This window comes from Amycolatopsis ponsaeliensis, assembly GCF_030182635.1.
Taxonomy (GTDB): Bacteria; Actinomycetota; Actinomycetes; order Mycobacteriales; family Pseudonocardiaceae; genus Amycolatopsis; species Amycolatopsis ponsaeliensis.
In genome coordinates, this window is sequence record NZ_JAPZLD010000049.1 from 60,358 (window position 1) to 84,568 (window position 24,211).

Annotated in this window: 25 protein-coding genes; 11 read left to right on the top strand and 14 right to left on the bottom strand. The window is 71.8% G+C overall.

Annotation, left to right across the window (positions count from 1 at the left end):
- Positions 1-74: 74 nt before the first annotated feature.
- Positions 75-2,858: an AAA family ATPase gene (locus tag QQ657_RS45845; RefSeq protein ID WP_284748692.1), complete on the top strand. Its 2,784-nt coding sequence runs from the start codon at positions 75-77 to the stop codon at positions 2,856-2,858.
- Positions 2,859-3,030: 172 nt separating this feature from the next.
- Here QQ657_RS45845 and QQ657_RS45850 read toward each other — a convergent pair whose 3' ends face one another.
- From QQ657_RS45850 to QQ657_RS45870, 5 genes are all read right to left on the bottom strand, one after another.
- The gene (locus tag QQ657_RS45850) at positions 3,031-3,678 is read right to left on the bottom strand and encodes a response regulator (RefSeq protein WP_284748715.1); all 648 of its coding nucleotides are present in this window, start codon (positions 3,676-3,678) and stop codon (positions 3,031-3,033) included.
- 86 nt (positions 3,679-3,764) lie between these two features.
- The gene (locus QQ657_RS45855; RefSeq protein ID WP_284748693.1) at positions 3,765-4,658 is read right to left on the bottom strand and encodes a TIGR03619 family F420-dependent LLM class oxidoreductase; all 894 of its coding nucleotides are present in this window, start codon (positions 4,656-4,658) and stop codon (positions 3,765-3,767) included.
- An 87-nt stretch (positions 4,659-4,745) separates the two neighbouring features.
- A complete protein-coding gene (locus QQ657_RS45860; protein WP_284748694.1) occupies positions 4,746-5,513 on the bottom strand; it encodes an SDR family oxidoreductase in 768 nt (255 codons plus the stop codon).
- 10 nt (positions 5,514-5,523) lie between these two features.
- A complete protein-coding gene (locus QQ657_RS45865) occupies positions 5,524-6,414 on the bottom strand; it encodes an NmrA family NAD(P)-binding protein (RefSeq protein WP_284748695.1) in 891 nt (296 codons plus the stop codon).
- 1 nt (position 6,415) lies between these two features.
- The gene (locus QQ657_RS45870) at positions 6,416-6,715 is read right to left on the bottom strand and encodes a putative quinol monooxygenase (protein ID WP_284748696.1); all 300 of its coding nucleotides are present in this window, start codon (positions 6,713-6,715) and stop codon (positions 6,416-6,418) included.
- 92 nt (positions 6,716-6,807) lie between these two features.
- On the opposite strand from QQ657_RS45870, the gene QQ657_RS45875 reads away from it, so the two are divergent.
- From QQ657_RS45875 to QQ657_RS45895, 5 genes are all read left to right on the top strand, one after another.
- Complete coding sequence (locus tag QQ657_RS45875; RefSeq protein ID WP_284748697.1) at positions 6,808-7,338, top strand: winged helix-turn-helix transcriptional regulator; 531 nt, start codon at positions 6,808-6,810, stop codon at positions 7,336-7,338.
- 65 nt (positions 7,339-7,403) lie between these two features.
- The gene (locus QQ657_RS45880; RefSeq protein WP_284748698.1) at positions 7,404-7,766 is read left to right on the top strand and encodes a DoxX family protein; all 363 of its coding nucleotides are present in this window, start codon (positions 7,404-7,406) and stop codon (positions 7,764-7,766) included.
- A complete protein-coding gene (locus QQ657_RS45885) occupies positions 7,763-8,641 on the top strand; it encodes an RNA polymerase sigma-70 factor (protein WP_284748699.1) in 879 nt (292 codons plus the stop codon). The genes QQ657_RS45880 and QQ657_RS45885 overlap by 4 nt, the downstream gene beginning before the upstream one ends.
- A 315-nt stretch (positions 8,642-8,956) precedes the next feature.
- Positions 8,957-9,415 carry a hypothetical protein gene (locus tag QQ657_RS45890; RefSeq protein ID WP_284748700.1) on the top strand — a complete coding sequence of 153 codons (459 nt, stop codon included), beginning with the start codon at positions 8,957-8,959 and terminating at the stop codon, positions 9,413-9,415.
- A 64-nt stretch (positions 9,416-9,479) separates the two neighbouring features.
- Entirely contained in the window at positions 9,480-11,777 is a 2,298-nt protein-coding gene (locus QQ657_RS45895; RefSeq protein WP_284748701.1) for an ATP-binding protein, read from the top strand.
- Here the strand turns inward: QQ657_RS45895 and QQ657_RS45900 are convergent.
- From QQ657_RS45900 to QQ657_RS45930, 7 genes are all read right to left on the bottom strand, one after another.
- A complete protein-coding gene (locus QQ657_RS45900) occupies positions 11,774-12,586 on the bottom strand; it encodes a hypothetical protein (protein WP_284748702.1) in 813 nt (270 codons plus the stop codon). The genes QQ657_RS45895 and QQ657_RS45900 overlap by 4 nt on opposite strands.
- Positions 12,583-13,212 (bottom strand): hypothetical protein, encoded by a 630-nt coding sequence (locus tag QQ657_RS45905; RefSeq protein ID WP_284748703.1) that lies wholly within the window; start codon positions 13,210-13,212, stop codon positions 12,583-12,585. Before QQ657_RS45905 ends, QQ657_RS45900 begins: the two co-directional genes overlap by 4 nt.
- Positions 13,213-13,260: 48 nt before the next feature.
- Complete coding sequence (locus tag QQ657_RS45910; protein ID WP_284748704.1) at positions 13,261-14,217, bottom strand: hypothetical protein; 957 nt, start codon at positions 14,215-14,217, stop codon at positions 13,261-13,263.
- A gap of 286 nt (positions 14,218-14,503) precedes the next feature.
- Positions 14,504-15,094, bottom strand: a complete 591-nt coding sequence (locus QQ657_RS45915; RefSeq protein ID WP_284748705.1) for a GTP-binding protein — start codon at positions 15,092-15,094, stop codon at positions 14,504-14,506.
- Positions 15,075-15,443: a DUF742 domain-containing protein gene (locus QQ657_RS45920; RefSeq protein WP_284748706.1), complete on the bottom strand. Its 369-nt coding sequence runs from the start codon at positions 15,441-15,443 to the stop codon at positions 15,075-15,077. The genes QQ657_RS45915 and QQ657_RS45920 overlap by 20 nt, the downstream gene beginning before the upstream one ends.
- On the bottom strand, positions 15,440-15,865 hold the full coding sequence (locus QQ657_RS45925; protein WP_257919794.1) for a roadblock/LC7 domain-containing protein: 426 nt from the start codon (positions 15,863-15,865) through the stop codon (positions 15,440-15,442). The genes QQ657_RS45920 and QQ657_RS45925 overlap by 4 nt, the downstream gene beginning before the upstream one ends.
- A gap of 52 nt (positions 15,866-15,917) precedes the next feature.
- Positions 15,918-18,329 carry a sensor histidine kinase gene (locus tag QQ657_RS45930; RefSeq protein ID WP_284748707.1) on the bottom strand — a complete coding sequence of 804 codons (2,412 nt, stop codon included), beginning with the start codon at positions 18,327-18,329 and terminating at the stop codon, positions 15,918-15,920.
- Between the two features lie 413 nt (positions 18,330-18,742).
- Between QQ657_RS45930 and QQ657_RS45935 the strand changes: the two genes are divergently transcribed.
- The 5 genes from QQ657_RS45935 to QQ657_RS45955 all read left to right on the top strand — a co-directional run bounded on the left by QQ657_RS45935 (position 18,743) and on the right by QQ657_RS45955 (position 22,769).
- Positions 18,743-19,108 carry a hypothetical protein gene (locus QQ657_RS45935; RefSeq protein ID WP_284748708.1) on the top strand — a complete coding sequence of 122 codons (366 nt, stop codon included), beginning with the start codon at positions 18,743-18,745 and terminating at the stop codon, positions 19,106-19,108.
- A 293-nt stretch (positions 19,109-19,401) separates the two neighbouring features.
- Complete coding sequence (locus tag QQ657_RS45940) at positions 19,402-20,793, top strand: fatty acid desaturase (RefSeq protein ID WP_284748709.1); 1,392 nt, start codon at positions 19,402-19,404, stop codon at positions 20,791-20,793.
- Positions 20,793-20,981, top strand: coding sequence for a ferredoxin (locus QQ657_RS45945; protein ID WP_284748710.1), 189 nt, complete (start codon positions 20,793-20,795; stop codon positions 20,979-20,981). Before QQ657_RS45940 ends, QQ657_RS45945 begins: the two co-directional genes overlap by 1 nt.
- Positions 20,978-22,141, top strand: coding sequence for an NAD(P)/FAD-dependent oxidoreductase (locus QQ657_RS45950; RefSeq protein ID WP_284748711.1), 1,164 nt, complete (start codon positions 20,978-20,980; stop codon positions 22,139-22,141). Before QQ657_RS45945 ends, QQ657_RS45950 begins: the two co-directional genes overlap by 4 nt.
- A 1-nt stretch (position 22,142) precedes the next feature.
- A complete protein-coding gene (locus QQ657_RS45955; protein WP_284748712.1) occupies positions 22,143-22,769 on the top strand; it encodes a TetR/AcrR family transcriptional regulator in 627 nt (208 codons plus the stop codon).
- A gap of 1 nt (position 22,770) precedes the next feature.
- Here the strand turns inward: QQ657_RS45955 and QQ657_RS45960 are convergent, their stop codons facing one another.
- Both QQ657_RS45960 and QQ657_RS45965 read right to left on the bottom strand, forming a co-directional pair.
- Entirely contained in the window at positions 22,771-23,598 is an 828-nt protein-coding gene (locus tag QQ657_RS45960) for a haloalkane dehalogenase (protein ID WP_284748713.1), read from the bottom strand.
- Between the two features lie 11 nt (positions 23,599-23,609).
- On the bottom strand, positions 23,610-24,047 hold the full coding sequence (locus tag QQ657_RS45965) for a MarR family winged helix-turn-helix transcriptional regulator (RefSeq protein ID WP_284748714.1): 438 nt from the start codon (positions 24,045-24,047) through the stop codon (positions 23,610-23,612).
- Positions 24,048-24,211: the final 164 nt, after the last annotated feature.

Below are 24,211 nucleotides of genomic sequence, written 5' to 3' on the forward strand. Positions count from 1 at the left end.
GTCGAACTCCACCTGGCCGACGGCAGGCGGCAGCTAGTCGAGGCACTCGCCGCCACCGGCAAGGAGGGCTGACCGTGGCGCTGCCGGAACGCGAGACCGAACTGCGCCGGCTGCGGGGCGCGATCGCCGCGGCCGGGGCGGGCGAGGGCTCGGTCACGGTGGTCACCGGGCAGCTCGGCGTGGGGAAAACGGCGCTGCTCAAGGAAGTCCTGCGGGCGGCCGAGGCGGATCCCGGCGGGCCGCGGGTGCTCACCGCGGCGGCGAGCCGGACCGAACAGGACTTCGACTTCGGGATCGCCTGCCAGGTGCTCGAACCGCTGGTCGCCGAGGCGGACGCGGGCGCCGCCGACCGGTGGTTCGCCGGGGCGGCGGGGGCGGCGCGGTGGCTGTTCCCCGGTGCCCCGGGCTGGCCCGGGTGGGAACCGGGCGACCACAACGACGTCCTGACCACGCACGGCCTGCTCGGCCTGCTCGCCGCGATCAGCGCCGAGCGCCCGCTCGCCGTGCTGGTCGACGACCTGCACGTCGCCGACCGGCAGTCGCTGACCTGGCTGCGGCACTTCGCGCGGCGGATCCACGACCTGCCCTGCGCGCTGATCGTCGCGGTCCGCGAAGGCGACCCGGGCGCCGACCGGCCCGCGATCCGCGAACTGTGGGAGCTGGCGAAGATCCGGATCCGGCCGGCGAACCTGTCCGAAGACGGCGTCGCGGCGGTGCTGCGCGCGACGTCCGACGTCCGCGCCGGCGACCCGCGCGTGGTCGCCGCCTGTCACGCGGCGAGCGCCGGAAATCCCTTGTACCTCAGCGAAGTCATGCGCGGCGACCACGCCCACCGGAGCGGGCCGTCGGTGCTCAAGGAACGGCTGGCCGCCCAGCTCGCCGTGCTGCCCCCGCAGGTGGGCGACTGCGCCCGGGCGATCGCGGTGCTCGGCGAGCACGCTGAGCCGTGGCTGGTCGAACACCTCACCGGCGCCGACTCGGTCGCCGTCGCGGAGGCCGTGCTGGCGCTGGGCCGGCTGGGGGTCCTCGCCCCGGCGTGCCCGCCCCGGTTCGCCGCCCCCGTGCTGCGGACGGCGATCGAGGCGTCGATGACCGCGCAGGAGGACCTGCGGCTGCGGGTGCGCGCAGCGACCGTGTTCCACGAGGCCGGGTTCGCCGCCGAGACGGTCGCGGCCCAGCTGCTCGAGGTGCCCGCGCCGTCGCCGTCGCCGTGGATGCCGGAGGAGCTGCGCACGGCCGCCGACGCGGCGACCCGCCGTGGGGAACCCGAGACGGCGGCGCGGTACCTGCGCCGCGCCCTGCTCGACCTGCCGCCCGACGGCCCGGAACGCGGCTGGCGGCTGGTGGACCTGGCGCTCACCGAAGCCGTCTTCGACGTCTCCGCCGCGATCCGGCACCTCACGCAGGCGATCGGGCTGCTGCCCACCCCGCGCGAACGGGCCGAAGCGGTCACCCTGCTGCCGCTCTCGGCGTTCCTCCGGCCGGAGGCCGCCGTCCTCACCGGCCGCGTCACCCCGGAGGACACCGGGGGCCAGGCCGGGCTCCGCCTGGAGGCGCGGATCCGGCTCACCCGCTGCGACGACCCGGCGCTGCTCGCCGCCGCGGTCGACCGCCTGCGCGAGCTGGGCCCGGAGCCGCCGATCGCCACCCTCGCCGAACGCGAGCTGCTGGCGGTGCTGCTGCACGCGGCCACGCTGAGCGCCGGGATGCCCGCGGCGACCGTGGCGGAGCTGACCGACCGGCTGCTGCGCTGCGCCCCCGCGTCGTCCGAGGAGTTCGCGGGCACCGCGCCGCTGCTGGTCATCTCCGCACTCACCGCGGGCGCGCTCGGCCCGACGGCGTCCTGGCTGGAGAGCGCGGTGGGCGAACCGGTGCGCGGCCGCCCGGCCCGGCCGGCGTCGCTGATCGCCGCGCGCGGGGCGGTGCTGGCCCAGACCGGGCAGCTCACCCGCGCCCGGTCCACGGCCTGGGAGGCGTACGAGCTGATCGACGGCAACCTGGGCGAAGCGCCCGAATCGCTGGTGATGGCGCTCGTGGCGATCGCCGTGGTCACCCGCGACGAACGGCTCGCCACGACGCTGGTCGAGCACTACGACGAGCACGCCCTGGCGCGGACCGGCCTGCACATCCGGGCGGCCCTGCTGATGCTGCGCGGGACCGTGACGGCGGTCGAGGACCCGCGGGGCGCGCTGGCGAAGTTCCTCGACTGCGGCGCGGCCCTGCACCGGGCCGGCTGGCGGAACCCGGCGCTGTTCCCGTGGCGGACGTGGAGCTCCTGGCTCCAGCGCCGGCTGGGCGACCCCGGCTCGGCCGGCGAGCTGATCGACGACGAGATCCGGTGGGCGCGGTGCTGGGGCGCGCCGGGACCGCTCGGCCGCGCGCTGCGGATCAAGGCGTCGCTGTCCTCGGGTGCCGAGGACAGCGATGCCTTGCTGGCGGAGTCGATCGAGGCATCCCGGGCGTCGGGGGACCGGCTGGAACTGGTCCGCGCGCTGCTGGCGGAGGGCGCGCTGCTGCGCGACGGTGGCAAGGCGGAGGCGGAGGACCGGTTCCGCGAGGCCTACCGCCTCGCCGAGGGCTGCGGCGCGCCGTGGCTCACCGGCCGCACGGCCGAGGAGACGACCGGGCCGGGCACGGCGGCGGGACCGTCGGCGGCGTTGAGCGAGGCGGAGGGCCGGGTGGTCGGGTTCGCGCTCGACGGGCTGACGAACGGCGAGATCGCGGCCGAGATCAACGTGACCCGGCGGGCGGTCGAGAAACACTTGACGAACTGCTACCGGAAACTGGGCATTTCGGGCCGGGCGGAGCTCGCCGAAGTGTTCGGGGCGTGGGGCTTCGGGGCGCGCAGCAGCGCGTAGCCCTTAGCCCGCGAGGCCCGCCTAGCCCGCGAGGCCCGCTCGGCCGACGGTGCGCTCGGTGCGGAGATGTCTTGAATGAGTCATTCAGGTCTTCCAGCGTCTTGAATGACTCATTCAAGACGTTCGGGCCGCCGCGATCCCGGCGTTCCGGCCGCGGAGCAGCGCGTAGCCCTTAGCCCGCGAGGCCCGCTTCGTGGGCCAGCAGGCCCGCCTGGGTGCGGTTGGCGCAGCCCAGCTTGGTGAGCATCCGCGAGACGTAGCTCTTCACCGTCGCCTCGGACAGGTGCAGCTTCGCCGCGATGGCGGCGTTCGACATACCTTCGCCGAGGCAGACCAGCATGTCGAGTTCCCGGTCGGTGAGGTCGGAAGTGCGCTCCCGCGCCTCCTGCGAGCGCTCGTGCTCGCCGGCCGAGGCGGTGACCATCCGGCGTGCCGCTTCCTTGGACAGCACCGTGTGGCCGTCGGCGGCGACCCGGACCAGCCCGATCAGGTCCTCCGGCGGCGTCGACTTCAGCAGGAAGCCCGACGCGCCCGCGCGCAATGCCTTGAGGACGTAGCTGTCGGTGTCGAAGGTCGTGAGCGCCACGACCGACGGCGGGTTCGGGAGCTTGACGATGCGCTCGATCGCGGTCAGCCCGTCGACCCCGGGCATCCGCAGGTCCATCAGCATGACGTCGGGCCGGAAGCGCCCCGCGGCCTCGACGGCCTCGGCGCCGTCCTGCGCCTGCCCGACGATGTCGATGTCGTCGGCGGAGGTCAGCACCGTACGCAGGTGCGCGAGCACCATCGGCTCGTCGTCGACGATCACCAGGCGGATCACGTTGTCGTCATTCCCTTGGGTGCGCACACCCCGCAGTATCGCACTGTCCGGGCCGGGTCCGCCCGGACAGTGCGCTGCGTGATGGATCAGCCCTTGGCGACCAGGTCCAGCAGCTTGCCGGTGAGGTCGAGGTGCTCGTCCACGCTGCTCGTCAGGTAGGAGATGTCGACGAACGTGTGGTCCGGCTCGAGGGCCGCGACGATCTTCGTCACCGACTCGGCGATGAGCTCCGGTTCGGCGCCCGGCGCGGCGTTCACGCGCAGGGCGGCGCCGATGGCCTTCGGGTCCCGCCCGGCCTGTTCGGCGTCGGCCCGGATCTTGGCCAGGGTGGAGGTGAGCACGTCCGCGGGGAACTGCTCGGGAACCGACCAGACGGGCAGCCAGCCGTCGGCCCGCTCGGCGACGCGGCGCAGCGACTTCTCGCCGAACCCGGCCAGGTGCACCGGCGGCTTGCGCACCGGCTTGAGGTCGACGTGCGACTCGGCGATGGCATAGCCGACGCCCTCGTGGGACACGACGTCCTTGGTCCACCAGGTTTCGAGCAGGTCGAGCAGGTCGTCGAGCCGCTTGCCGCGCTCGCTCATCGGAATCCCGACGGCGGTGTACTCGTCGGGCGACCAGCCGATGCCCAGGCCGGGCAGCAGCCGCCCGTTGCTGGCGACGTCGATGCTGGTGAGCAGCCGCGCGAAGTTCGCGGGCTGGTACTGGGTGGCGTTGATGGTGCTGGAGCCGAGGATCGCCGTCTCGGTCACGGCGGCGGCGACGGCCAGCGCGGTGAACGGGTCCTGCGCGGTGTGGAACTCCTCGGGCATGGTGTCGGAACCCGGGTAGGAGATGACGGGAGCGACCGGCGACAGCAGCCGGTCACCGACCCAGAGACTGGCCGCCCCGGCTTGCTCGGCTTCGCGTGCGTACCGGGCGATCCCGCCCGGCGTGGCGGCGGCCTTGCCGAAGACCGGAAGGCTGAACCCCAACTGCATGAATTCTCCCCTGGAGAGCGAACGGATCTTTGATGATCCTTCAGCCAGTAGTACTCCCGTTTAGTTGCTCGTTCAAGTAGGTCCGGCCTACCAGTCGATCTTCGCGAACAGGAAGGGCGCGTCCTCCGGCGCTTCCTTGCGCGCCCGCAAGGCTTTCTCGGCCGGCGCCCCGACCGGCACCCGCAGCGGCGGCGAGGGCTGCTCGATCGTCGTCGCCACGGTGACGGCCACTTCTTCGGGCGTCACCACTTCGCCGCGAAGCGCGGAAAGCTGTTCGTACAGCGGGCTGTACGGGTCGTCTTCCGCGAAGAAGACGCGAGCGCGTTCGCCGCCGCCCGACGAAACCGCGCCGGGCTGCACGATGCTCACCCGGACGCCGAAGTGGCCCGTCTCGATGGCGAGCGTCTCGGCGAGCGCTTCCAGCGCCCACTTGCTGGCCGCGTACGGGCCGATGATCGGCAGCACCAGCCGGCCCTGGATGCTCGAGACGAAGACGAGGTGGCCCGAGCCGCGTTCGCGCATCGCCGGGAGTACCGCCTGGGCGACTCGCAGCGCGCCCACCGTGTTGAGCCGGAAGAGCCGTTCGACCTCCTCGAGCGGGACGGTTTCCAGTGGTGCGCGCACGGTTTCGCCGGCGTTGCTGATCAGGACGTCCACCTCGCCGGCGTCCCGGATCGCGGCCTCGACGCTGTCCTGGTCGGTGACGTCGAGGCGCAGCCGCCGGTCGATTGGGAGGTCGGCGAGTGCTTCCGGATTGCGCGCGGTGGCGATCACGCGGTGGCCTCGGCGGGACAGCTCGAGCGCGATCGCGCGGCCGATGCCCTTGGACGCGCCGGTGATGAGTACGGACGACATGGGGTTCTCCTCAGGGAACGAAGTGGGGGCCGCTGGTGGTGAAGGTGTCCTTCTGGGCCAGCACGAACTGCTCGACCGACTGCGGTGTCCGCCCGCCGACCCGCTCGACGACGTCGTTCGTGCCGGCGAACACGCCGTTGCGGTAGTCGACCGCGACGTTGCCGAGGTGCTGGACGAGGTGTGCGGGCAGCCCGCGCGCGGTCATGGCCGCACTGAACTCCTCGACGCTGATCGGCTCGTAGCGCACCGGGATGCCGAGCGTGGCGGCCATGATCCCGGCGATCTCGTGGTGGTTCAGCTCGACCGGGCCGTGCAGGGTGTAGGCGGCGCCGTCGTGCGGTTCCGGGTCGGTCAGGACCGCGGCGATCACGTGCGCCTGGTCGGCCGAGGCGATCGGCGCGTGCCGTCCTTCGCCGAAGGGGAGACGCAGGAGGCCTTCGCCGTCGCGCAGTTCCCACCACGTCGTCAGCCACTCCGCGAAGAACGTCGGCCTCAGGTGCGTGGTGAGCAGGCCGGTGCGCTCCAGGACGCGTTCGGCGAGCCAGTGCTGCCGGGCCGCGTTGCTGCGTGCCTCGCGGCGGGCGGAGATCTGCGACATGTCCACGATCGAGCGGACGCCGTTTTCCGTTGCCGCCTGGGCGAAGTTGACGGTCGCTTCGAGCAGGCCTTCGCGGATCGGGTAGCAGAAGTAGGCGCCGCTGACCCCGCGCAACGCGGTCGTGACGCCGTCGAGGTCGAGGAAGTCCGCCTGGACGACTTCGGCGCCGGCCGCGGCGAGCGCGTGCGAGCGTTCGTCCTCCCGGCGCACCATCGCCCGGACGCGGTGGCCGCGGGCCAGCAGGAGCTCGGTGGTCGCGCCGCCGGTCTTCCCGGCCGCGCCGGTGACGAGGAAGAGCGTCATCTCAGGCCGTCTCGCCGACGAGGGTGCCGCGCATCAGCCACGTCGGGCCTTCGGCGTAGGTACCGGCTTCGGTGAAGAACGCCCCGAAGTACGGGCCGCCGGCGTGCGCTTCGAACGCGGCGAGGTCGGCGTAGACCTCGTTGAGGTAGAAGACATCCGGGTTCGCTTCGTCCGCGATGACCTCGAACCGGCGGGAGCCGGGTTCGTTCGCGAGGGAGTCGCGCGCGGTCTTCGCGGCCAGGCTGACAAAGTCGTCGCGCCGGTCCGGCCGGACCGTGAAGGAGACGAGGAACTGGTACACGGGACCCTCCTGATGGCAGTTCATTCATTGAACTACGTCACCGTAGCATGAGTCAGTTCAATGAACGAACTGGCCGGTGTACGCTGGTGGGCATGGCTCTCCCCAGCACCTACGCGGACAGCAACTGCTCGCTGGCGCGCTCCCTGGAGATCGTCGGGGAGCGGTGGACGCTGATGATCGTCCGCGACGCGTTCTTCGGCGTCCGGCGCTTCGGCGACTTCGCCGCCCAGCTCGGGATCCCGCGCGCGGTCCTGACCAGCCGGCTGAAGTCCCTGGTGCAGGAGGACGTCCTGGTCCGTGCGGAGAGCGGTGGCGTCGTCGAGTACCGGCTGACGGAGAAGGGCATCGCGCTGTGGCCGATCGTGCGTGCGCTGATGAGCTGGGGCGACGAGTACTACTCGCCGGGCGGGGAGAAGCGCACGACCCGCCACGACGAGGACGGCGGCCGCCTCGACCCGGACGGCCGCTGCACGGAGTGCGGGGCGCTGGTCCCGGTCCCGGAGATCCGCATCGAGCCGGGTCCGGGCTTCGATCCCCGGCCCGGCGCCCCCGACCCGGTCTCGGCCGCGATCAACACGCCGCGCCGGCTGCTGGAACCGCTCCCGGCGCGCACCGCGGTGTGACCCGCGTCATGCCCTGTCACAGCGGCCGGGTACCCGGTGTCTTGAGGCCGACCAAGGGAGACCTCATGAACATCGCACTCTGGATCGCCGCGGGCCTGCTCGCCGTCGTCGCCCTGACCGGGGGCGTGAGCAAGACGTTCGTGCCCCGGGCGAAGCTCGCCGCCACCTCCGGCGGGGAATGGACCGGTGAACGCGGCGACGGCTTCGTCAAGACGCTCGGCGTCCTCGAACTGCTGGCCGCGGCCGGCCTGATCCTGCCCGCCGCCCTGGGCATCGCGCCCGTCCTGGTCCCGGTCACCGCCGTCTGCTGGGTCCTGCTCATGATCGGCGCCATGATCACCCACCTGCGCCACGGCGAGGCGAAGTTCGTCGCGCTGAACCTGACCTACCTCGCCATCGCGGTTTTCATCGCCTGGGGGCGTGCGTGAACGCCACCGAAGCCTTCGTCGCCCACCGCAACCTGCTCTTCACCGTCGCCTACGAGATGCTCGGCTCGGCGGCCGACGCGGAGGACGTCCTGCAGGAGACGTGGCTGCGGTGGGCCGACATCGACCTCGGGCAGGTGCGCGACCAGCGCGCCTACCTGGTCCGCATCACGACGCGGCTGTCGCTCAACCGGCTGCGCACGGTGAAGCGCCGCCGGGAGGCCTACGTCGGGCCCTGGCTGCCCGAGCCGCTGCTCACCGCGCCCGACGTCGCCGAGAACGTCGAGCTGGCCGAGAGCGTGTCGATGGCGCTCATGCTGGTCCTCGAGACGCTGTCACCGACCGAGCGCGCCGTCTTCGTGCTGCGCGAGGTGTTCGACTTCGGCTACGACGAGATCGCCGCCGCCGTCGGCAAGACCCCCGCGGCGGTGCGGCAGATCGCGCACCGCGCCCGCAAGCACGTCGACGCCCGCCGCCCGCGCGAGACGGTTTCCGCCCGCGAGACCCGGGCCGTCCTGGAATCGTTCCAGCGTGCGATGGAAACCCGGGATCTGCAGGGCCTGCTCGACGTCCTCGCCCCGGACGTCGTCCTGGTCAGCGACGGCGGCGGAGTGAAGCAGGCGGCCCTGCGCCCGATCGTGAGCGCGGACAAGGTGGTCCGCTTCATGACCGGAGGCATCGGCCGGACCGAAGCGAAGCTGACCAGCGCCCCGACGGTCGTCAACGGCAACCCGGGCCTCGTGTTGCGCCTGGACGGCGAGCTGGACGGCGTCATGGCGGTCCGCGTCGAGGGCGGCCGCATCACCGGCCTGTACTACGTGCGCAACCCGGAGAAGCTGACCCGCGTCGAGGCGGAGACCCCGCTGACCTTGCGCTGACCGGCGCCCGGCCCAACGTCTTGAATGAGTCATTCAGGACGTCCCACGCCCTGAATGACTCATTCAAGACAACCGCAGACGCGCCGTGGCGCAGGTGGATCCGCCTGCGCCGATATCGGATGCCGGCTGCGGGCTTGCCGCCGTGCCCGCTCGGCGCGAGCGCCAGGCGGTGGCGCGCGGCGCCGGACAGTAGTCCCGCGGGCGCCGCACGTGAGATCGGACAGGTATGGAGTCAGGTACTTGTACGGGTGTGGTGACGCGCGCCCCGGCGCAAGCTGGTCCGGCCCCCGATGACCGCAGGAGGTCGGACAACCCATGGTGCACGGCCGGTCGCGTCCCCTCCTCCGGGTCGTCGACTCCCCCGCGGACGTCCCGGAGCCGCGACCGGCCACCTTGGGCTCGCGTGACCGCTACGCCGACCTCGACGACCGGCGGCTGGCCGCCATCCTGGCCGCCGAGGACACCGCGGAAGAGCACGGCCTCAACCCGCACACCCGCAGCACCTGCTACGTCCACCGCTGCTGGGCGCACCAATGCGTGGGCAGCCCGCTGCACGTCCTCGTCGTCACCGGGCACCGGTGGTGCCGCCGCTGCGAGTGCCCGGTCGACGTCGCCGTCGACGAGACGCCGCCGGGGGCGGTGCACCTGTACTGCCCGCGTTGCGGCCAGGCCGGCTCCGCGGCCAATCGCGAGGTCCGCCAGGCCTGCCGCACCAGCCTTTCCGCGATGCACGGCGGCGACACGCCCACCCTGTACGGCCTCCCCGACGCCTGAGGCGGTTGCTTCCTCCGAGGGGCTCGCATTGACCGGCCCGCGCGGGCGTCCTTACGGTGCACGGGTGGGGAAGACCGGCGTGACGTGCGGAAGGGGCAACCTGCCCGCGGAGACCACGAGCTTCGTCGGACGCAGGTCCGAGGTGGCCGAGGTCAAGGACCTGCTGACGCGGGCCCGGCTGGTCACCCTGACCGGCGTGGGCGGCGTCGGCAAGACGCGGCTGGCCGTGCAGACCGCCGCCGGGCTGTCCCGGGCGTTCCCCGACGGCGCCTGGCTGGTCGAGCTCGCCGGGCTGCGGGACCCGGCGCTCGTCGCGCACACGGTGCTCGAAGCGCTGGGCGTCCACGACGAGACCGGCCGGGCGCCGGCGCGGGTGCTCGCCGAGCACCTGCGGGACCGGCGGCTGCTGGTGGTCCTGGACAACTGCGAGCACGTCCTCGAATCCTGCGCCGCGCTGGCGCACGACCTGCTGCGGGCCGCCCCCGGCCTGCGGCTGCTCGCGACCAGCCGGGAGCGGCTCGCGCTGGCCGCCGAGCACCTCTGGCCGGTGTCGCCGCTGCCGCTGCCGGAACCCGGCCGCCCGCTGCCCGGCGGGGCCTGGCTGCGCTACCCGGCGCTGACGCTGTTCGCCGAACGCGCGGCCGCCGTCGACCCGGGGTTCGCGGTCACCGCGGAGAACCAGGAGCGCGTGGCGCAGGTGTGCCGGCTGCTGGCCGGCATCCCGCTGGCGATCGAGCTGGCGGCCGTGCGGCTGCGGGTGCTGACGCTCGCGGAGCTGGAATCCGGGCTGGGCGACTGCTTCCGGCTGCCCGGGACGGTGAAGCGGGGCGGCGAACCCCGGCACCAGACGCTGCTGGCCGCCGTCGACTGGAGCTTCCGGCTGTGCACCCCGGCCGAGCGGCGCCTGTGGGCCCGGGCGTCGGTGTTCGCCGGCGGCTTCGACCTGCCGGCGGCCGAGCGCGTCTGCGCTGGCGAGGACGTCCGGGCCGGGTTCGCCGGGCTGGTGGAGAAGTCGGTGTTGATCCGCGAAGCCGGGCGGTTCCGGCTGCTCGAGCCGTTGCGGCAGTTCGGGCGGGACAAGCTGGGCGAGTCCGGGGAAGCGGCCGCGGTCCTGCGGGCCATGCGGGACCACTACCTCGACCTGGCGGTGCGCAGCGAACGGGAGTGGTTCGGCCCGGAGCAGGCGGAGACCTTCCGCCGGACCCGCCTGGAGCACGCGAACCTGCGGGCCGCGCTGGACTACTGCCTGACGACGCCCGGCGAGCTCGAGACCGGCCTCCGGCTCGCCTCGACGCTCTGGTTCTACTGGGCGGGCTGCGGGGTGTTCGGCGAAGGCCGCCACTGGCTCGACCGCGCGCTCGCGCTTTCCCCGGCACCGGGCGAGGAACGCGCGAAGGCGTTGTGGGTCAACGGGTACGTCGCGACGTTGCAGGGCGACAACGCCGGCGCGGTCGCGATGCTGGAGGAGTGCCGTGCGTATGCCCGGCAGACCGGCGACGACGTGGCCATGGCGTATGCGACGCACCGGCTCGGCTGCAATCTGCTGGTCGGCGACGACGTCGGCGACGCGAAGGCGCTCTTCGAGGAAGCGCAGGTCCGCTACCGGAAGCTCGGCGAGCTCAACAGCAACGTGATGCTGGCCGGCATCGAGCTCGCGATCGCGTTGATCTTCCTGGGCGACCTCGACCGCGCGGGCGAGCTGTGCGAGGAGGCGTGCGCGACCGGCGTCGCCCACGGCGAGCAGTGGGCGCAGGCGTACGCGGTCTTCGTCCAGGCCCTGGTCGCGCTGGGCCGCGGCGACTTCGCCCGGGCGGCCGAGTACGGGCGGCACTGCCTGCGCGTCAAGCGGAAGTTCCACGACCTGCTGGGTATCGTGCTGGCGATCGAGGCGCTGGCCTGGACCGAATCGGCCCGCGGCCACTGGGAACCGGCGGCGACGATGCTGGGGTCCGCCCAGCCGATCTGGCAGGCGGTCGGGTTCCCGATGTTCGGGTCGCGGTACTTCGGTGCCCCGCACGGAGAGTGCGAGACGCAGGCCCGCCGGGGGCTGGGGGAGGGCCCGTTCGACGCGGCCGTCCGCCGCGGCCGCGAGTTCGGGCTGGAGGAAGCGATCGCCTACGCGCTGGGGGACGAGACGCCGTCCCCGGCGCCCGGCCCGTCGCGGTCGACGCCGCTGACGGACCGGGAGCACGAGGTGGCGCTGCTGATCGCGGACGGCCGGTCCAACCAGGAGATCGCGGACAAGCTGGTCATCTCCCGCCGGACGGCCGAGGGGCACGTGAACCGGATCCTGCGCAAGCTGGAGTTCGCTTCGCGCAGCCAGGTGGCGGCCTGGGCGACCGTGCAGGTCGCGCGGCGCTAGCCGAGGCGTTCGTCCCAGTCGGCGAACGCGGCCACCAGCTCGGCGGGCGCGTCGATCTCCTTCAGCTGCCGCAGCTGGTCCGCGATGTAGTACCGGTACAGCGGAACCAGCCCCGCCGCCAGCTCCGGGCGCAGCTCGTCCGCGTCCAGCGGGTGCCCTTCCCGGACCCGCAAGGCCAGCCGGACCAGCGAACCCGCGGGGGCGTCCGGCCGGGACAGGTACCACTCGATCGCTTCGTCGTTGTTCGCCGCGCGCCCGGAGGCGAGCGTTCCCGAGTACAGGAAGCGGACCGGGAACAACGCCGCCTTCGTGAACCACACCGTGTCGACCAGCAGCCGGCGCGGCTCGCGGAACTCCGCGGTCACCTCGGGCGTCGCCAGGACCGCGATCGCGAACCGGGCGCTCTCCAGCAGCAGCTCCGAAGCCGCCGGGCGGGCGATCTCCGCGAGGACGTCCGAGCCGACCAGGACCCGGCCGTGGTCGGCCAGCTGCAGGCGGTCCAGCGCCGGGAAGCGGCCGTCGTCGCGGCCTTCGCGCAACGCCGGCAGCGACGCCCAGAACACCGACAGCTTGCGGTGCAACGGACTCCGCTCCTGCAGTGCCGCCGTGGTGTCCGGGATCGACGAGCCGTCGGTCTCCTTCAGGACGAGAGCCAGGTCGATGTCGCTCGCCGCCGGGGCGTACCCGCCGTAGGACAGGCTGCCCAGCAGGTACGCGCCGATCAGGCGCTCTCCCAAGGCTTCCTGGTACGCGCGGGCGGCTTCGGCGGCGACTTCGCGGGCGGCCGCGGCCGGGTCGGTCGTGATCATGCCGCCACCGTAGCGCGGAGGGCGCGCTCGGCGATGCGGTCGGAGACGACGCCGATCACCTGCCACGCCCGGTCGAGCACCTCGACGACGTCGTCGACCGTCCAGTCTTCGCGGCGGCGCAACAGTTCGTAGCCCATCTCGAGGTGCTCGACGTCGGCTTCGTCGTGCAGGTCGAAGTATTCGTCGTCGGGGAACGCCCGCGTCCCCGCCTGGCTGAACACCAGGCTGCCGGCCTCGAGGGCGAGGTGCGCCAGCACCGCGCGCTGCACCCCGGGCAGGGTCGCGAACTGGTCGACGAACCACGACGCGCCCGCTTCGATCACCGGGTCCCAGACCAGCTGCCGGTCGTCCGCGCGGCTGCGGGCCAGGATCTTGTCGTGCCCGATCTCCTCCTCCTGGTGCTCCAGGGCCAGCGCCCGCAGCTCCGGATCGCTCTCGAAGGTGACGCGGGCGCTGATCATCCGCTGGAAGGCGTTCGACCACGGCTGCAAGTAGGTGAGCACGGCCTTCTTCGTCTCGTCGGTGGTGCCCGCGTCGGTCAGCAGCCGGATCAGGTTCGACGTTCCGTACTCCCGTTGCCGCTGCTCGTTGTGGCGGGCTACGCGCTCGACGTCCTGCTTGGTCACGATCGGCTCCTTACCTTGGTGCGACGGGAGATCATCTTTCCGGCGACGTCAATCAAGATCAACAGGGGTGAGGGAGCGGTCGTACACGGGGAACCGGAAGTACGTGGTGACGTCGCCGCGCCGGCCCGCTGTGCGATAGCTCACCAGCTCGAGGATGTTCGTCGTGGACAGCGGTTCCGGCGCCAGCGCCGCGGTGAGGAGGCGGAACCGCCCCGGGTCGACGCCTTCGCGGTGCAGCAACGCGGCGGTGCGCTCCACGGCTTCTTCGTCACCGGAAGCGAGATCGGGCAGGCGCAGGTAGGTCGTGGACTCGGCCGCCCGGTCCGCGCCGGACCGGAACGCGAGGCAGCTCAAGGCCGCCTCACCGGCGTCTTCGCGGTCACCGGCCAGGATCCGGTAGGCGGCGCGCGCGTCGTCGGCGTCGTGGCGCAGTGCGACCGAGGCGACGCGGTCCACCTCGGCCAGGCCGGCGCCGTGGTTGCGGTAGTAGATCTTCACCCTGGCCTCGGCCTCGTCGGCCAGGTCCACCGCGAAGAATTCGATTTCCCGGGCACCTTCGACGGTTTCGACCCGGCGCCGGGTCGCGTCCCACGCCTCCGCCATGCCGAGCCGGGCCATGGCTTCGGCCACGGCCGCCTCGCGCTGGGCGTGCGGCCACGGGTAGAGCCCGAAGTAGGTCTTGTGGACGACCGTCGACGGCGGCCGCCAGGCGATGGAGTGCCACAGGGGAGCGGGCGACGGGCGGCCGGCGCGCGGCGTGAAGACCTCCCGCACCCCTTGCAGCCTGCGGGAACCGCTTTCCGCGGGGAGGGCCGCGTCGTGGCCGAGGCTGTCGAACAGCACACGCAGCTCCGGGTGCCGCCCGGACCAGTTCACCGACATCTCGGCCGGGAACCCGTCGTCCGCCACATAGGACGGCTGGGCCGGCGCGGACCCGATCCGCTCGTGCGCCCACGGCGGCAGCAGGGCGCGCAGCATCCGGGTCGTCCGGACGGACTGCGCCACCGGGATCTGGAGCGCTTCACACGCGGTAGCCCAGAGCCCGCACAGAAAGTCACCGAAGAGACGACCCTGAGCCGGGTAGTTTTCCCTTATATATTCAGGAAACTTCGGCACGTGAATCGTCACGTGCGGATGCTATCAGTTTGATGCTTGCTCAACTAAAAAGCTGCACCCAGGTGGTCCAACCAATTGGTCCATGTGGGTTTGCCGGTGTCCGAGGTGGACACGCTCGGACACATCGGACACCGGCGCTGTCCGGACCGGACAGGGAGCGGACAAAGCGCAGGTCTCAGACCCGCACCGGCACCACGGTCATCGCGTGCTTTACCAGCCGGATAAGCGCGAGCTTGCTCGAGTCCCTGTCACGCGCGTCACACATGACGATCGGCACCCGATCCGGGACCACGAGGGCCTCGCGGATCTCGTCGGCGGTGTAGCGCGGCGCGTTGTCGAAGCAGTTCACCGCGACGACGAACGGGATCTTTCGGCGCTCGAAGAAGTCGATCGCGGCGAAGCTCGTCTCGAGGCGCCGGGTGTCGACGAGCACGATCGTCCCGATCGCTCCGCGCGCGAGGTCGTCCCACATGAACCAGAAGCGCGCCTGCCCCGGCGTCCCGAACAGGTACAGGACGTGCCGCGGCGAGATCGTGATCCGGCCGAAGTCGAGCGCGACCGTCGTCGTGGTCTTGCGCTCCACGCCGGACAGGTCGTCCACCCCGGCGCTCGCTTCGGTGAGCACCTCCTCGGTGGTCAGCGGCGGGATCTCGCTGACCGAACCGACCATGGTGGTCTTGCCGGCGCCGAAGCCGCCCGCGACGATGATCTTGACCGGCGTGGGGACCAGGTCGGCCCCGGTCCCGTCAGTACTTGATGAGGCCATCGAGAACCGCCTGGAGAGTTTCGAGGTCCGGCGACTGCGCCGAATTGTGGGTGGGGGAGCGCGTGATCACGAGCCCGCGCTCGATCAGGTCGCCGACGAGCACGCGCACGACCCCCAGCGGGATCTTCACGTAGACGGCGATCTCGGCGACCGAAACGGGGTGGCGGCACAGCTGCACGATCGCCACGTGCTCCGGACCCAGCCCGACCGGCTCCTGTTCCGAGCGCAGGGTCATCACCTGCGTCGAGAGGTCGAGCCGCGCCGCGTCGGACGGCGTCCGGCCGCTGGTGATCGTGTAGGGCCGCACGAGCGGCCCGGCGGCCTCGTCGTACCAGCCGTCGTCGCTCATGTGGCCTCCCGCAGGATCTGCGCCGCTTCGCGCGGCGCCGACACCATGTAGTCGCCGACCCGTTTGACCAGGCGGCTCATCTCGTAGGCGATCATCTCGACGTCGACGTTGTCCGCGGCCAGCACGGCCAGGCAGGCGCCCGCGCCGGCGGCCGAGACGAACAGGTAGCCGCGCTCCATCTCGATCATGTTCTGCAGCACCGGGCCGCGGTTGAACTGCTTGCTCACCCCCTTGGCCAGGCTCTGCAGGCTGGAGGCGATGGCCGACAGCTGGTCGGAGTCGTCCTTGCTCATGCCGGCCGACTTGCCGATCAGCAGCCCGTCGGCGGACAGCACGATGGCGTTCTGCGCGCCGACCACGCGGTTCACCACGTCGTCGAGCAGCCAGTTGAGATCGGGTTTGGGGTTCCCGTACTCGTTCATGCGTCAGAGACCTTGACTTTCCTCTGTGGACTTTCGTGTGTGCTGTCGCGGATTACGCATCGTCCGGCCCGCCCCGGCCCCGGCGGGTGCCCTTGTGGAACGCCGCGAGCGTGCGCGCGGTCCCCTCTCCGGGCGCGACGACGTCGTCGCTTTCGTCGGGTTCGGTTTCGAGCTGGGCGACGAGGTTCTGCTGGGGCTCGCGCCGGGGCAGCCGCGGCCGGTCGTCCGCCGGCGGGGTCTGCCCGGCGGGTCCGCCGGTGGGGGCCGGCGCCGGCTCCGCGGTCGCCGGCGGGGCGACCGGTACGGCGGGCAGCGGGTCGGGCGGGGTGAGCGCGCGTGCCGGGTACGGCCTCGGCTTGGCCTCTCGCTTCATCGGGATCTGGCCGGTGAACGAGCTGGGCGTGTCCATGGAACCGAGTGAGCTTTCTGCCTGCGGCGCGGGTGCGCCCACCGGGGCGAGGACCGCGGTGGTCTCCGCCGGGGAGGCACCGGGCTCGGCGGGGAGGCTCTCCTGCTGGCCGGCCAGGTGCTGGGTCGGGATCAGCACGGTGGCCCGGAGGCCGCCGTAGCGGGACGGGTCGAAGGTGACGGTCATGCCGAGCTTCGCCGCCAGGCGCGCGACCACGAACAGGCCGAGGCTGGAGTCGGCCCGCAGCGCCATCGCGTCGAATTCGGGCGCCTCGGCCATCATCCCGTTGGCCCACTCGCGGACGCCGTCCTTCATGCCGAGCCCCTGGTCCGACACGTCGACGACGATCCCGCGCGCGACCGCGCGGCTGGTGACCTCGACCGGGGACCCGGGCGGCGAGAACGACGTCGCGTTGTCGACCAGCTCGGCGACGAGGTGGATCGTGTCGGCCACCGCGGCGCCGAGGATCGCGACGTCGGGCACCTGCTCGACCTGGACCCGGGCATACTGCTCGGTTTCCGAGACGGCCGCGCGCAGGACCTCCATCAGCGCCACCGGCTTGCGCCAGCGGCGGCCCGGCTGCTTGCCGCCGAGGATGATCAGGTTTTCGGTGGTGCGCCGCGCCCGGGCGGCGAGGTGGTCGAGCTGGAAGAGCGAGGCCAGCTGCGTCGAGTTGTCCTCGCGGGCTTCCATCTCGTCGAGGATCTGCAGCTGCTGGTGGACCAGGACCTGGTTGCGGTGCGCGATGCCGAGGAACACGTTGTGCACACCGCTGCGCGCCTTCGCCTCGCTCGCGGCGGCGTTGACGGCGGTCAGCTGGGCGGTGTTGAAGGCCTCGGCCACCTGGCCGATCTCGTCGCGGCCGTGGTCGAGCTGCGGGAGCTCTTCCTTCAGGTCGACGGCTTCGCCGTTCTTCAGCCGCGCCACGATGTCCGGCAGGCGGTTGCGGGCGAGGTCGAGCGAGTCGTTGCGCAGCCGGGCGAGGCGGGTCATCAGGGCGCGGTCGACGAGCGAGCGGGACACCCGCACCGCGACGATGATCGCCGCCAGCGACGCGAGCAGCGCCAGGATGCTGCCGATGATCACGTTGCGCAGCTGGGCGTCACCGGAGTCGATCGCGGCCGCGGAAACCTTGTCCGCCTGGGTGATGGCGAGGTCGTTGAGCCCCTGGGCGACCTGGCCGGTCGCGTTCAGCCAGTCCGTTTCGGACACGGGCACGGAGTTCTGTTCGCTGGGCGACCACGGGCCGTGCTTGACGATGCCCACCTCGGCGGTGGCCAGCTGCTGCCAGGCGGTGCTCTTGGTCAGCGCCTGGTACTTGGCGCGGACGCTCGGGTCGAGGAACGGCTCGATCTGCGCCAGCTGCGTCCGGTAGGTCCCGGACAGCTGCGCGAACTGGGCGAAGTCCTCCGGCGCGAAGGTGCCGGCCGAGAAGGCCGTCGACACGAGCGACGTCTCGCGCGACATGGCGTCCCCGGCGCGGAAGACCGAGGTCGCCGTGATGCCACCGGTCGCCGCGTCGGCGTCGGGCACGACGCGGGCCTGGGTGTCGAAGAGGTTGGACGCCGTGTCCATCACGCCGTTGTAGTAGTTGTTGACCTGGCCGCGGTCGATGCTGCGGAAGCTGATCTGCGAGCGCAGCACGGGCAGCTGGTCGAACTGGGACTTCAGGGCGTTGACCTTGGCCGCGATCTCGTCCGGCGCGGTGGAGATCGTCGCGGCGAAGGCGTTCTGGAGGGCGCCGAGCTTTTCGTCGGTCGCCTTCTGCTGCTGTTGCAGGCGCCCCGGGCCGAGCGCCGGGTCGTCGAGGTACTGCAGCGCGGTCTGGCGTTCCTTCTGGAACTCGGCCAGCGCGGTGGCGGCGGGGATGGACACCTCGCGCACGGAGGCCGCGACCAGCCGGACGTAAACGCCGTTGAAGAGGAAGTAGGAGGAGACCGCGATCCACAGCACCAGCAGGGTCACGCTGGGAATGAGAACGGTCCTGGTCAGCCTTTTGCGGATCGACTTGTCGTACGGCTTGTCCGACTCGTCCTGAGCGTCTTTGTTCTGCACGGCGGTTCACGAACTCCTGAGTGACGGTCGGCGATAAACGGGGACCCGGACGAGGAAGCGGACACGACGATGGGACACAGCTGCCGCCGTCACCCGTCTTCGCCTCACCCTCCGTGTTGCCGCGGAATCGATCAGGGTCCGTTTTTTACCACGAACCACTGAGGAGCGGTGGTGCTGGCCCGGCCTGCGGACGGTTGTCCGGCGAAGCGCGAATGGTGTTTACCGAGTGCGTCGGGCCGACTACTCCCATTTCCTCTGGTAACGGGCCCGGAGGGTATTTCCGGGACTTGCACGCTGGGCCGAACGGGTGAAAGTGAATTCACCCGGTTCGCCGCGCCGCGGTGTCCGCGGAGCAGGAAGGAAGGGCACGCGGGTTGCCTTGCGGGCCCTGCGTCGCGGGTAGCGTGCGTCCTATGTGCCGGTACGCCGAGACGGTCTACAAGGTCCACTACGTGTGCGTGCCGTGTCGCAAGAGTCACAAGTACGCGTGGGACGGCGCGGAGCACCACTGTCCGGAGTGTCGTCGGCCGATGACCTTCGCCGGGCACGACTTCGCGGCGCCCTCGCGCCGGGACGGCTCCGGCTGGAAAGCGGTCGCTGCGGTGCTCGAAGCCGGGTTGGCGTACGAGGGCTTCGAGCCTTGCGGCTGTGCCCGGGAGCCGAAGTCCCGCCCGCGGACCGCGGCCCAGGTGCGCGCCCGGCGACGGATCGCCCGCCGTGAAGGACTGTCGGATGTCGATGCGCTGGGCGCGCGGGACCCGGATGACCTCATCGGCTGATCGCGGCGTCTCCCGTGCGGCACCTGGGACCTTCCTCGGAAGATGATCTTCGTCACGAAAATGCGCTGACAGCCGAGAATTCCGGCTGTGGCAACGGGCGTGGGCCCACGCGCGGCCGAGCGGGCCCTATCGCTGCCCGTTCGCCGAATCTCACATCCGTCCTGTGTCTTCGGCAACCGCTCCTGCTGTTCACCTGCTCTCCGGGAAGCTGATCTTTACATCAAGCGACCTATTGTCAATCCGCATGTACATCCTCTATCGTTCTGTAAACCCAGCCAACGGAGGAGGGTGTGATGAGCGGAGCAACGATCCCCGCCGGGTCGACCGAGCGGTGGCGCGACCGCAAGCGCTACCTGTGGCTCATCGGCCTGGTCGTGCCGTCCCTGGCGTTCCTCGCCATCGGCCTGCACGCGGCCACCGGCTGGACCGGCTGGTTCTGGATCGGGCCCGTCGTGATCCTCGTGATCGTGCCGCTGATCGACCTGCTCGCCGGGCTGGACCGCAGCAACCCGCCCGACGACGTCATCGAACGGCTGGAGCGGGACCGCTACTACCGCTGGATCACCTTCGCTTTCCTGCCCGTGCAGTACCTCGGCTTCGCCGCCGCGTTCTGGCTGGTCGCGCACGGCGGCCTGGGCGTCGCCGACAAGATCGGGCTCGCCATCTCCATCGGCTGCATCGGCGGGATCGGCATCAACACCGCGCACGAACTGGGCCACAAGAAGGAAAGCCACGAGCGCTGGCTGTCGAAGATCGCGCTGGCGCAGAGCTTCTACGGCCACTTCTACATCGAGCACAACCGCGGCCACCACGTCCGCGTGGCGACGCCGGAGGACCCGGCGAGCAGCCGCGTCGGTGAAAGCTTCTACCGCTTCTGGCCGCGCACGGTCTTCGGCTCGCTCAGGTCCGCGTGGCGCCTGGAGCGCAAGCGCTACGCGCGCCGGGACAAGCACCCGTACCGCCTCGGCAACGACGTCCTCAACGCCTGGCTGATGTCGGCCGTGCTGTGGGCCGCGATGATCGCGTGGCTTGGCGTGGGCGTCCTGCCGTACCTGGTGATCCAGGCCGTCGTCGGGTTCTCGCTGCTGGAGGTCGTCAACTACATGGAGCACTACGGCATGCTGCGGCAGCGCGTCGGCGCGCCCGGGAAGCGCCGCTACGAGCGCGTGGATCCCAGCCACAGCTGGAACTCCAACAACATCGCCACCAACGTCCTGCTCTACCACCTGCAGCGGCACAGCGACCACCACGCCAACCCGACCCGGCGCTACCAGACGCTGCGCGACTACGCCGAGTCGCCGGTGCTGCCCACCGGGTACGCCGGGATGATCGTGCTCGCGCTGATCCCGCCGGTGTGGCGCCGCGTGATGGACCCGCGCGTGCTCGCCCACTTCGACGGCGATCTCTCCCGGGCCAACCTCCAGCCGGGCAAGCGCGACAAGATCCTCGCGCGGTACGGCACCCGCGTCACCGCGGCCGAAGACCGGGCCGACACCCACGGCGACGCCAGCGAGGGCGGCATGTGCCCGGGCTGCGGCTACGTCTACGACGAGAAGCTCGGCGACCCGCGCGAGGGCTTCCCGGCCGGCACGCCGTGGTCGGCGATCCCCGACTCGTGGTGCTGCCCGGACTGCGGCGTGCGCGAGAAGGTCGACTTCGTCGCGCCGGGCCGGGTGGGTGCGTGATGCGGATCGAAGCGGACCGCGGCAAGTGCGACGGCCTGGGCATGTGCGAGGCGATGGCGCCGGACTTCTTCGAGGTGGGCGACGACGGCACGGTCGTGGTGCTCGACGAGCGCCCCGGCGAGGAACACCGGACCGACGTCGCCGCCGCGGTCGACTCCTGCCCCGTGCTGGCCCTGAAGCTCACATGACCTTGGTCGTCGTCGGTGCCTCGCTGGCCGGGCTGCGCGCGGTGGAGTCCGCGCGCCGCACCGGATACCGCGGCCGGATCGTGCTGGTCGGCGCCGAGGAGCACCTGCCCTACGACCGGCCGCCGCTGTCGAAGGCGTTCCTCGACGCCGGCGGCCCCGCCGAGGTGCCGCCGTTCCACCCGGAAACCGTGCTGCGGGACGAACTCGGCGTCGAACTGATGCTGGGCACGTCGGCCGAGAGCCTAGACACCGACGCGCGCGAAGTGACGGTCGCGGGCACGGCCGTGGGCTACGACGCCCTGGTCATCGCCACCGGCGCGACCGCACGCCGGCTCCCCGGAGCGCGCACGCTGCGCACCGCCGAAGACGCCGTCGCGGTGCGCACCGCGCTGGACGACGGCGCGCGCACCGTCGTGATCGGGGCCGGGTTCATCGGCTCGGAAGTCGCGTCGGCGGCCCGCAAGCGCGGCCTGCCGGTGACGATCGTGGAAGCCTCGGCCGTCCCGCTCGCCCGCGCCGTCGGCGAGGTGGCCGGCGCGGAGCTCGCCGGGCTGCACCACGCGGCCGGCACCGAACTGCGGCTCGCCGCCGAGGTCACCGCCGTGGAAGGGGGCGGTGTCCGGCTCTCCACCGGCGAGGTCCTGCCCGCGGACCTCGTGGTCGCCGGCATCGGCGCCGCCCCGGCCACCGGGTGGCTCGAAGGCAGCGGGCTGACGCTGCACGAGCGTGACCGCGGCGTGGTGTGCGACGCGACGCTGTCCGCCGGACCGCCGGGCGTCTACGCGGCGGGCGACGTCGCGCACGTGGCGAACCCGCTCTTCGACGGCGAGCCGATGCGGCTCGAGCACTGGACGAACGCGGCCGAGCAGGGTGCGGCCGCTGCCCGGCACGCGCTCGACCCGGCGGCGGCGCGGGCGCTGGAAGCCGTGCCGTACTTCTGGTCCGACTGGTACGGCCACCGGATCCAGTTCGTCGGCACCCCGCGCGCCGACGAGGTGGTGTCTGTGGTGTCTGCGGACGGGGTGACGCTGTACCGCCGCGGCGACCGGATCGCCGGTGCGCTGACCGTCGATCGCCCGCGCGAGATCATGAAGTACCGCAGGCGGGTCGCCGCGCGGGCAGCGTGGGCAGAGGCGCTGGCCTTCGCGGGCGCGGCCTAGAATGGCGATCATGAGCGCCGCACTCCCGGCCCCGCTCGAAGGGGGGCAGCACCGGCGGCCGATCATCGCCGCGGCGATCGAGCTGACCGCTCAGTCCGGGTGGTCGTCGGTCACGATGGCCCGCCTGGCCGAGGTCGTCGGGGTCAGCCGCCAGACCGTCTACAACGAGATCGGCTCCAAGACCGCGCTGGCCGAGGCGATGGTCTCGCACGAGCTCGCCCGGTTCCTCTCGGTCGTCGACACGGCTTTCGAGCGGCACCCGGACGACCTCGTCGAGGCGTTCTACGAAGCCGTCCGCGCGGTGCTCGAACTCGCCGACGACAACCTCCTGCTGCAGGCGATCGCGTCCGCGACGCACGGCACCGCGCACGAGCTCCTCCCGCTGCTCACGACCCAGGCGGGGTCACTGCTGAAGCAGGCGAAGGCGATGCTGGCCACGCGCGTGCCTGCTTACCGGCCCGACCTCACCGACGAGCAGCTCACGGCGGTCATCGACGTCGTGGTCCGCACGGTGCTCAGCCACGTCATGCAGCCGTCGGACACCCCGGCCCGCACCGCCGACGCGCTGGCGTGGGTCGCGGCCCGCGTCCTCGGCCTGGACACGACCCCGCCGCTGCGGCACCGCTGACTCACCGGAGGGCGTGCCGGTCCAGCCACGCCGAGATCTCGGTGCCGATCTCCTCGGGCCGGTCCTCCTGGGCGTGGTGCCCGGCTTCCCCGCAGGCGACGACGTCGAGCGCGGCGACGTTCTCTTCGCACCACCGCAGCAGCTTTTCGCCGATGAGCAGCGTGGGTGAGCCTTCGAAGGTCATGAGCAGCTTCGGCGTGCCGGTGCTGGTCTTGAGCCACTCGTCGTAGGCCTCGATGCGCGGGATCAGCTCGGCCGGCTCGCCGCCGATTGGCAGCTGCCGCGCCCAGGCGAGGATCGGGCGGCGGCTCTCGGGCGTCGGGAACGGCGCGAGGTACGGCTCGAGATCCGTCACCGGCGTGCGCACCCCGCCGGTGAACGCCTGCCGCACGAACAGGTTCTGCTCCAGCACCATTTCCTCGCCGACGCCGGGTGTGCGGATCTTGCGCGACCGCTCGGCCGCCTGGGGCGACAGGTCGTCCCAGGCCATCGGCTTGACGATCGCCTCGAAGAACGCGACCCCGCGGACGCGGTCCGGATGCCGGGCGGCGTGGTCGAAGGCGAGCGCGCCACCCCAGTCGTGGCCGACGAGGACGACGTCGTCCAGGCCGAGCGCGTCGAACCAGGCGTCGAGGTGGCGGGCGTGGTCGGCGAACGAGTACTCGATGTCGGGCTTGGCGGAGCGGCCCATGCCGATGAGGTCGGGCGCGAGCAGCCGGCCGCCGCCGACGTGGGGGAGGACGTGGCGCCAGCCGTGCGACGAGCCTGGGTTGCCGTGCAGGAAGACGATCGGGGTGCCGGAACCGGTTTCTTCGTAGTGGAGGTCCATGTCTTGTCCGTTCAGGGATCCAGTGGGGTGTTGAGGAGGAGGGTGAGCTCGCGGGCGAGGGCCGCGGTGCGGTCGCCGTCCCGGCCGCCGAGCGGCGCGAGGAGCCGGTCGAGCAGGTCGGCCACGGTCGCGATCGCGGGCTCGACGACGTCCCGGCCGCGTTCGGTGAGGGCCAGCCGGATGGTGCGCGTGTCGGCGGTGTCGCGGGTGCGTTCGACGAGACCGTCGGCGTCGAGCGAGCGCGCCAGCTTCGAGACGTAGAGCGCTTCGAGCCCGGTGTGGTCGGCGAGTTCCCGCTGGCTCGGCGTCGTTCCGGCGCGCTCCAGGCCGAAGAGCGAGGACAGGAAGACGTACTGGGCGTGCGTCAGGCCGACCGGGGCCAGGGCGCGGTCGACGGCCACACGCCACTTCATCGAGAGTCGCCAGACGAGGTGACCGGGGGTGCTCATGTCAGATACAGTACATGGCTACTAAGTACATGGCTACTATCCGGTGCAAGGGGAGGTCGTGAGTGGGAAACAGTGTTGGTATGTGAATCGAGGTGACCAGGGCAGGGCGTAGCCCCCGGCGAGCGGAGCGCTGCCGGTTGTTGCCGGGTGGTGCTCTCAGGCGG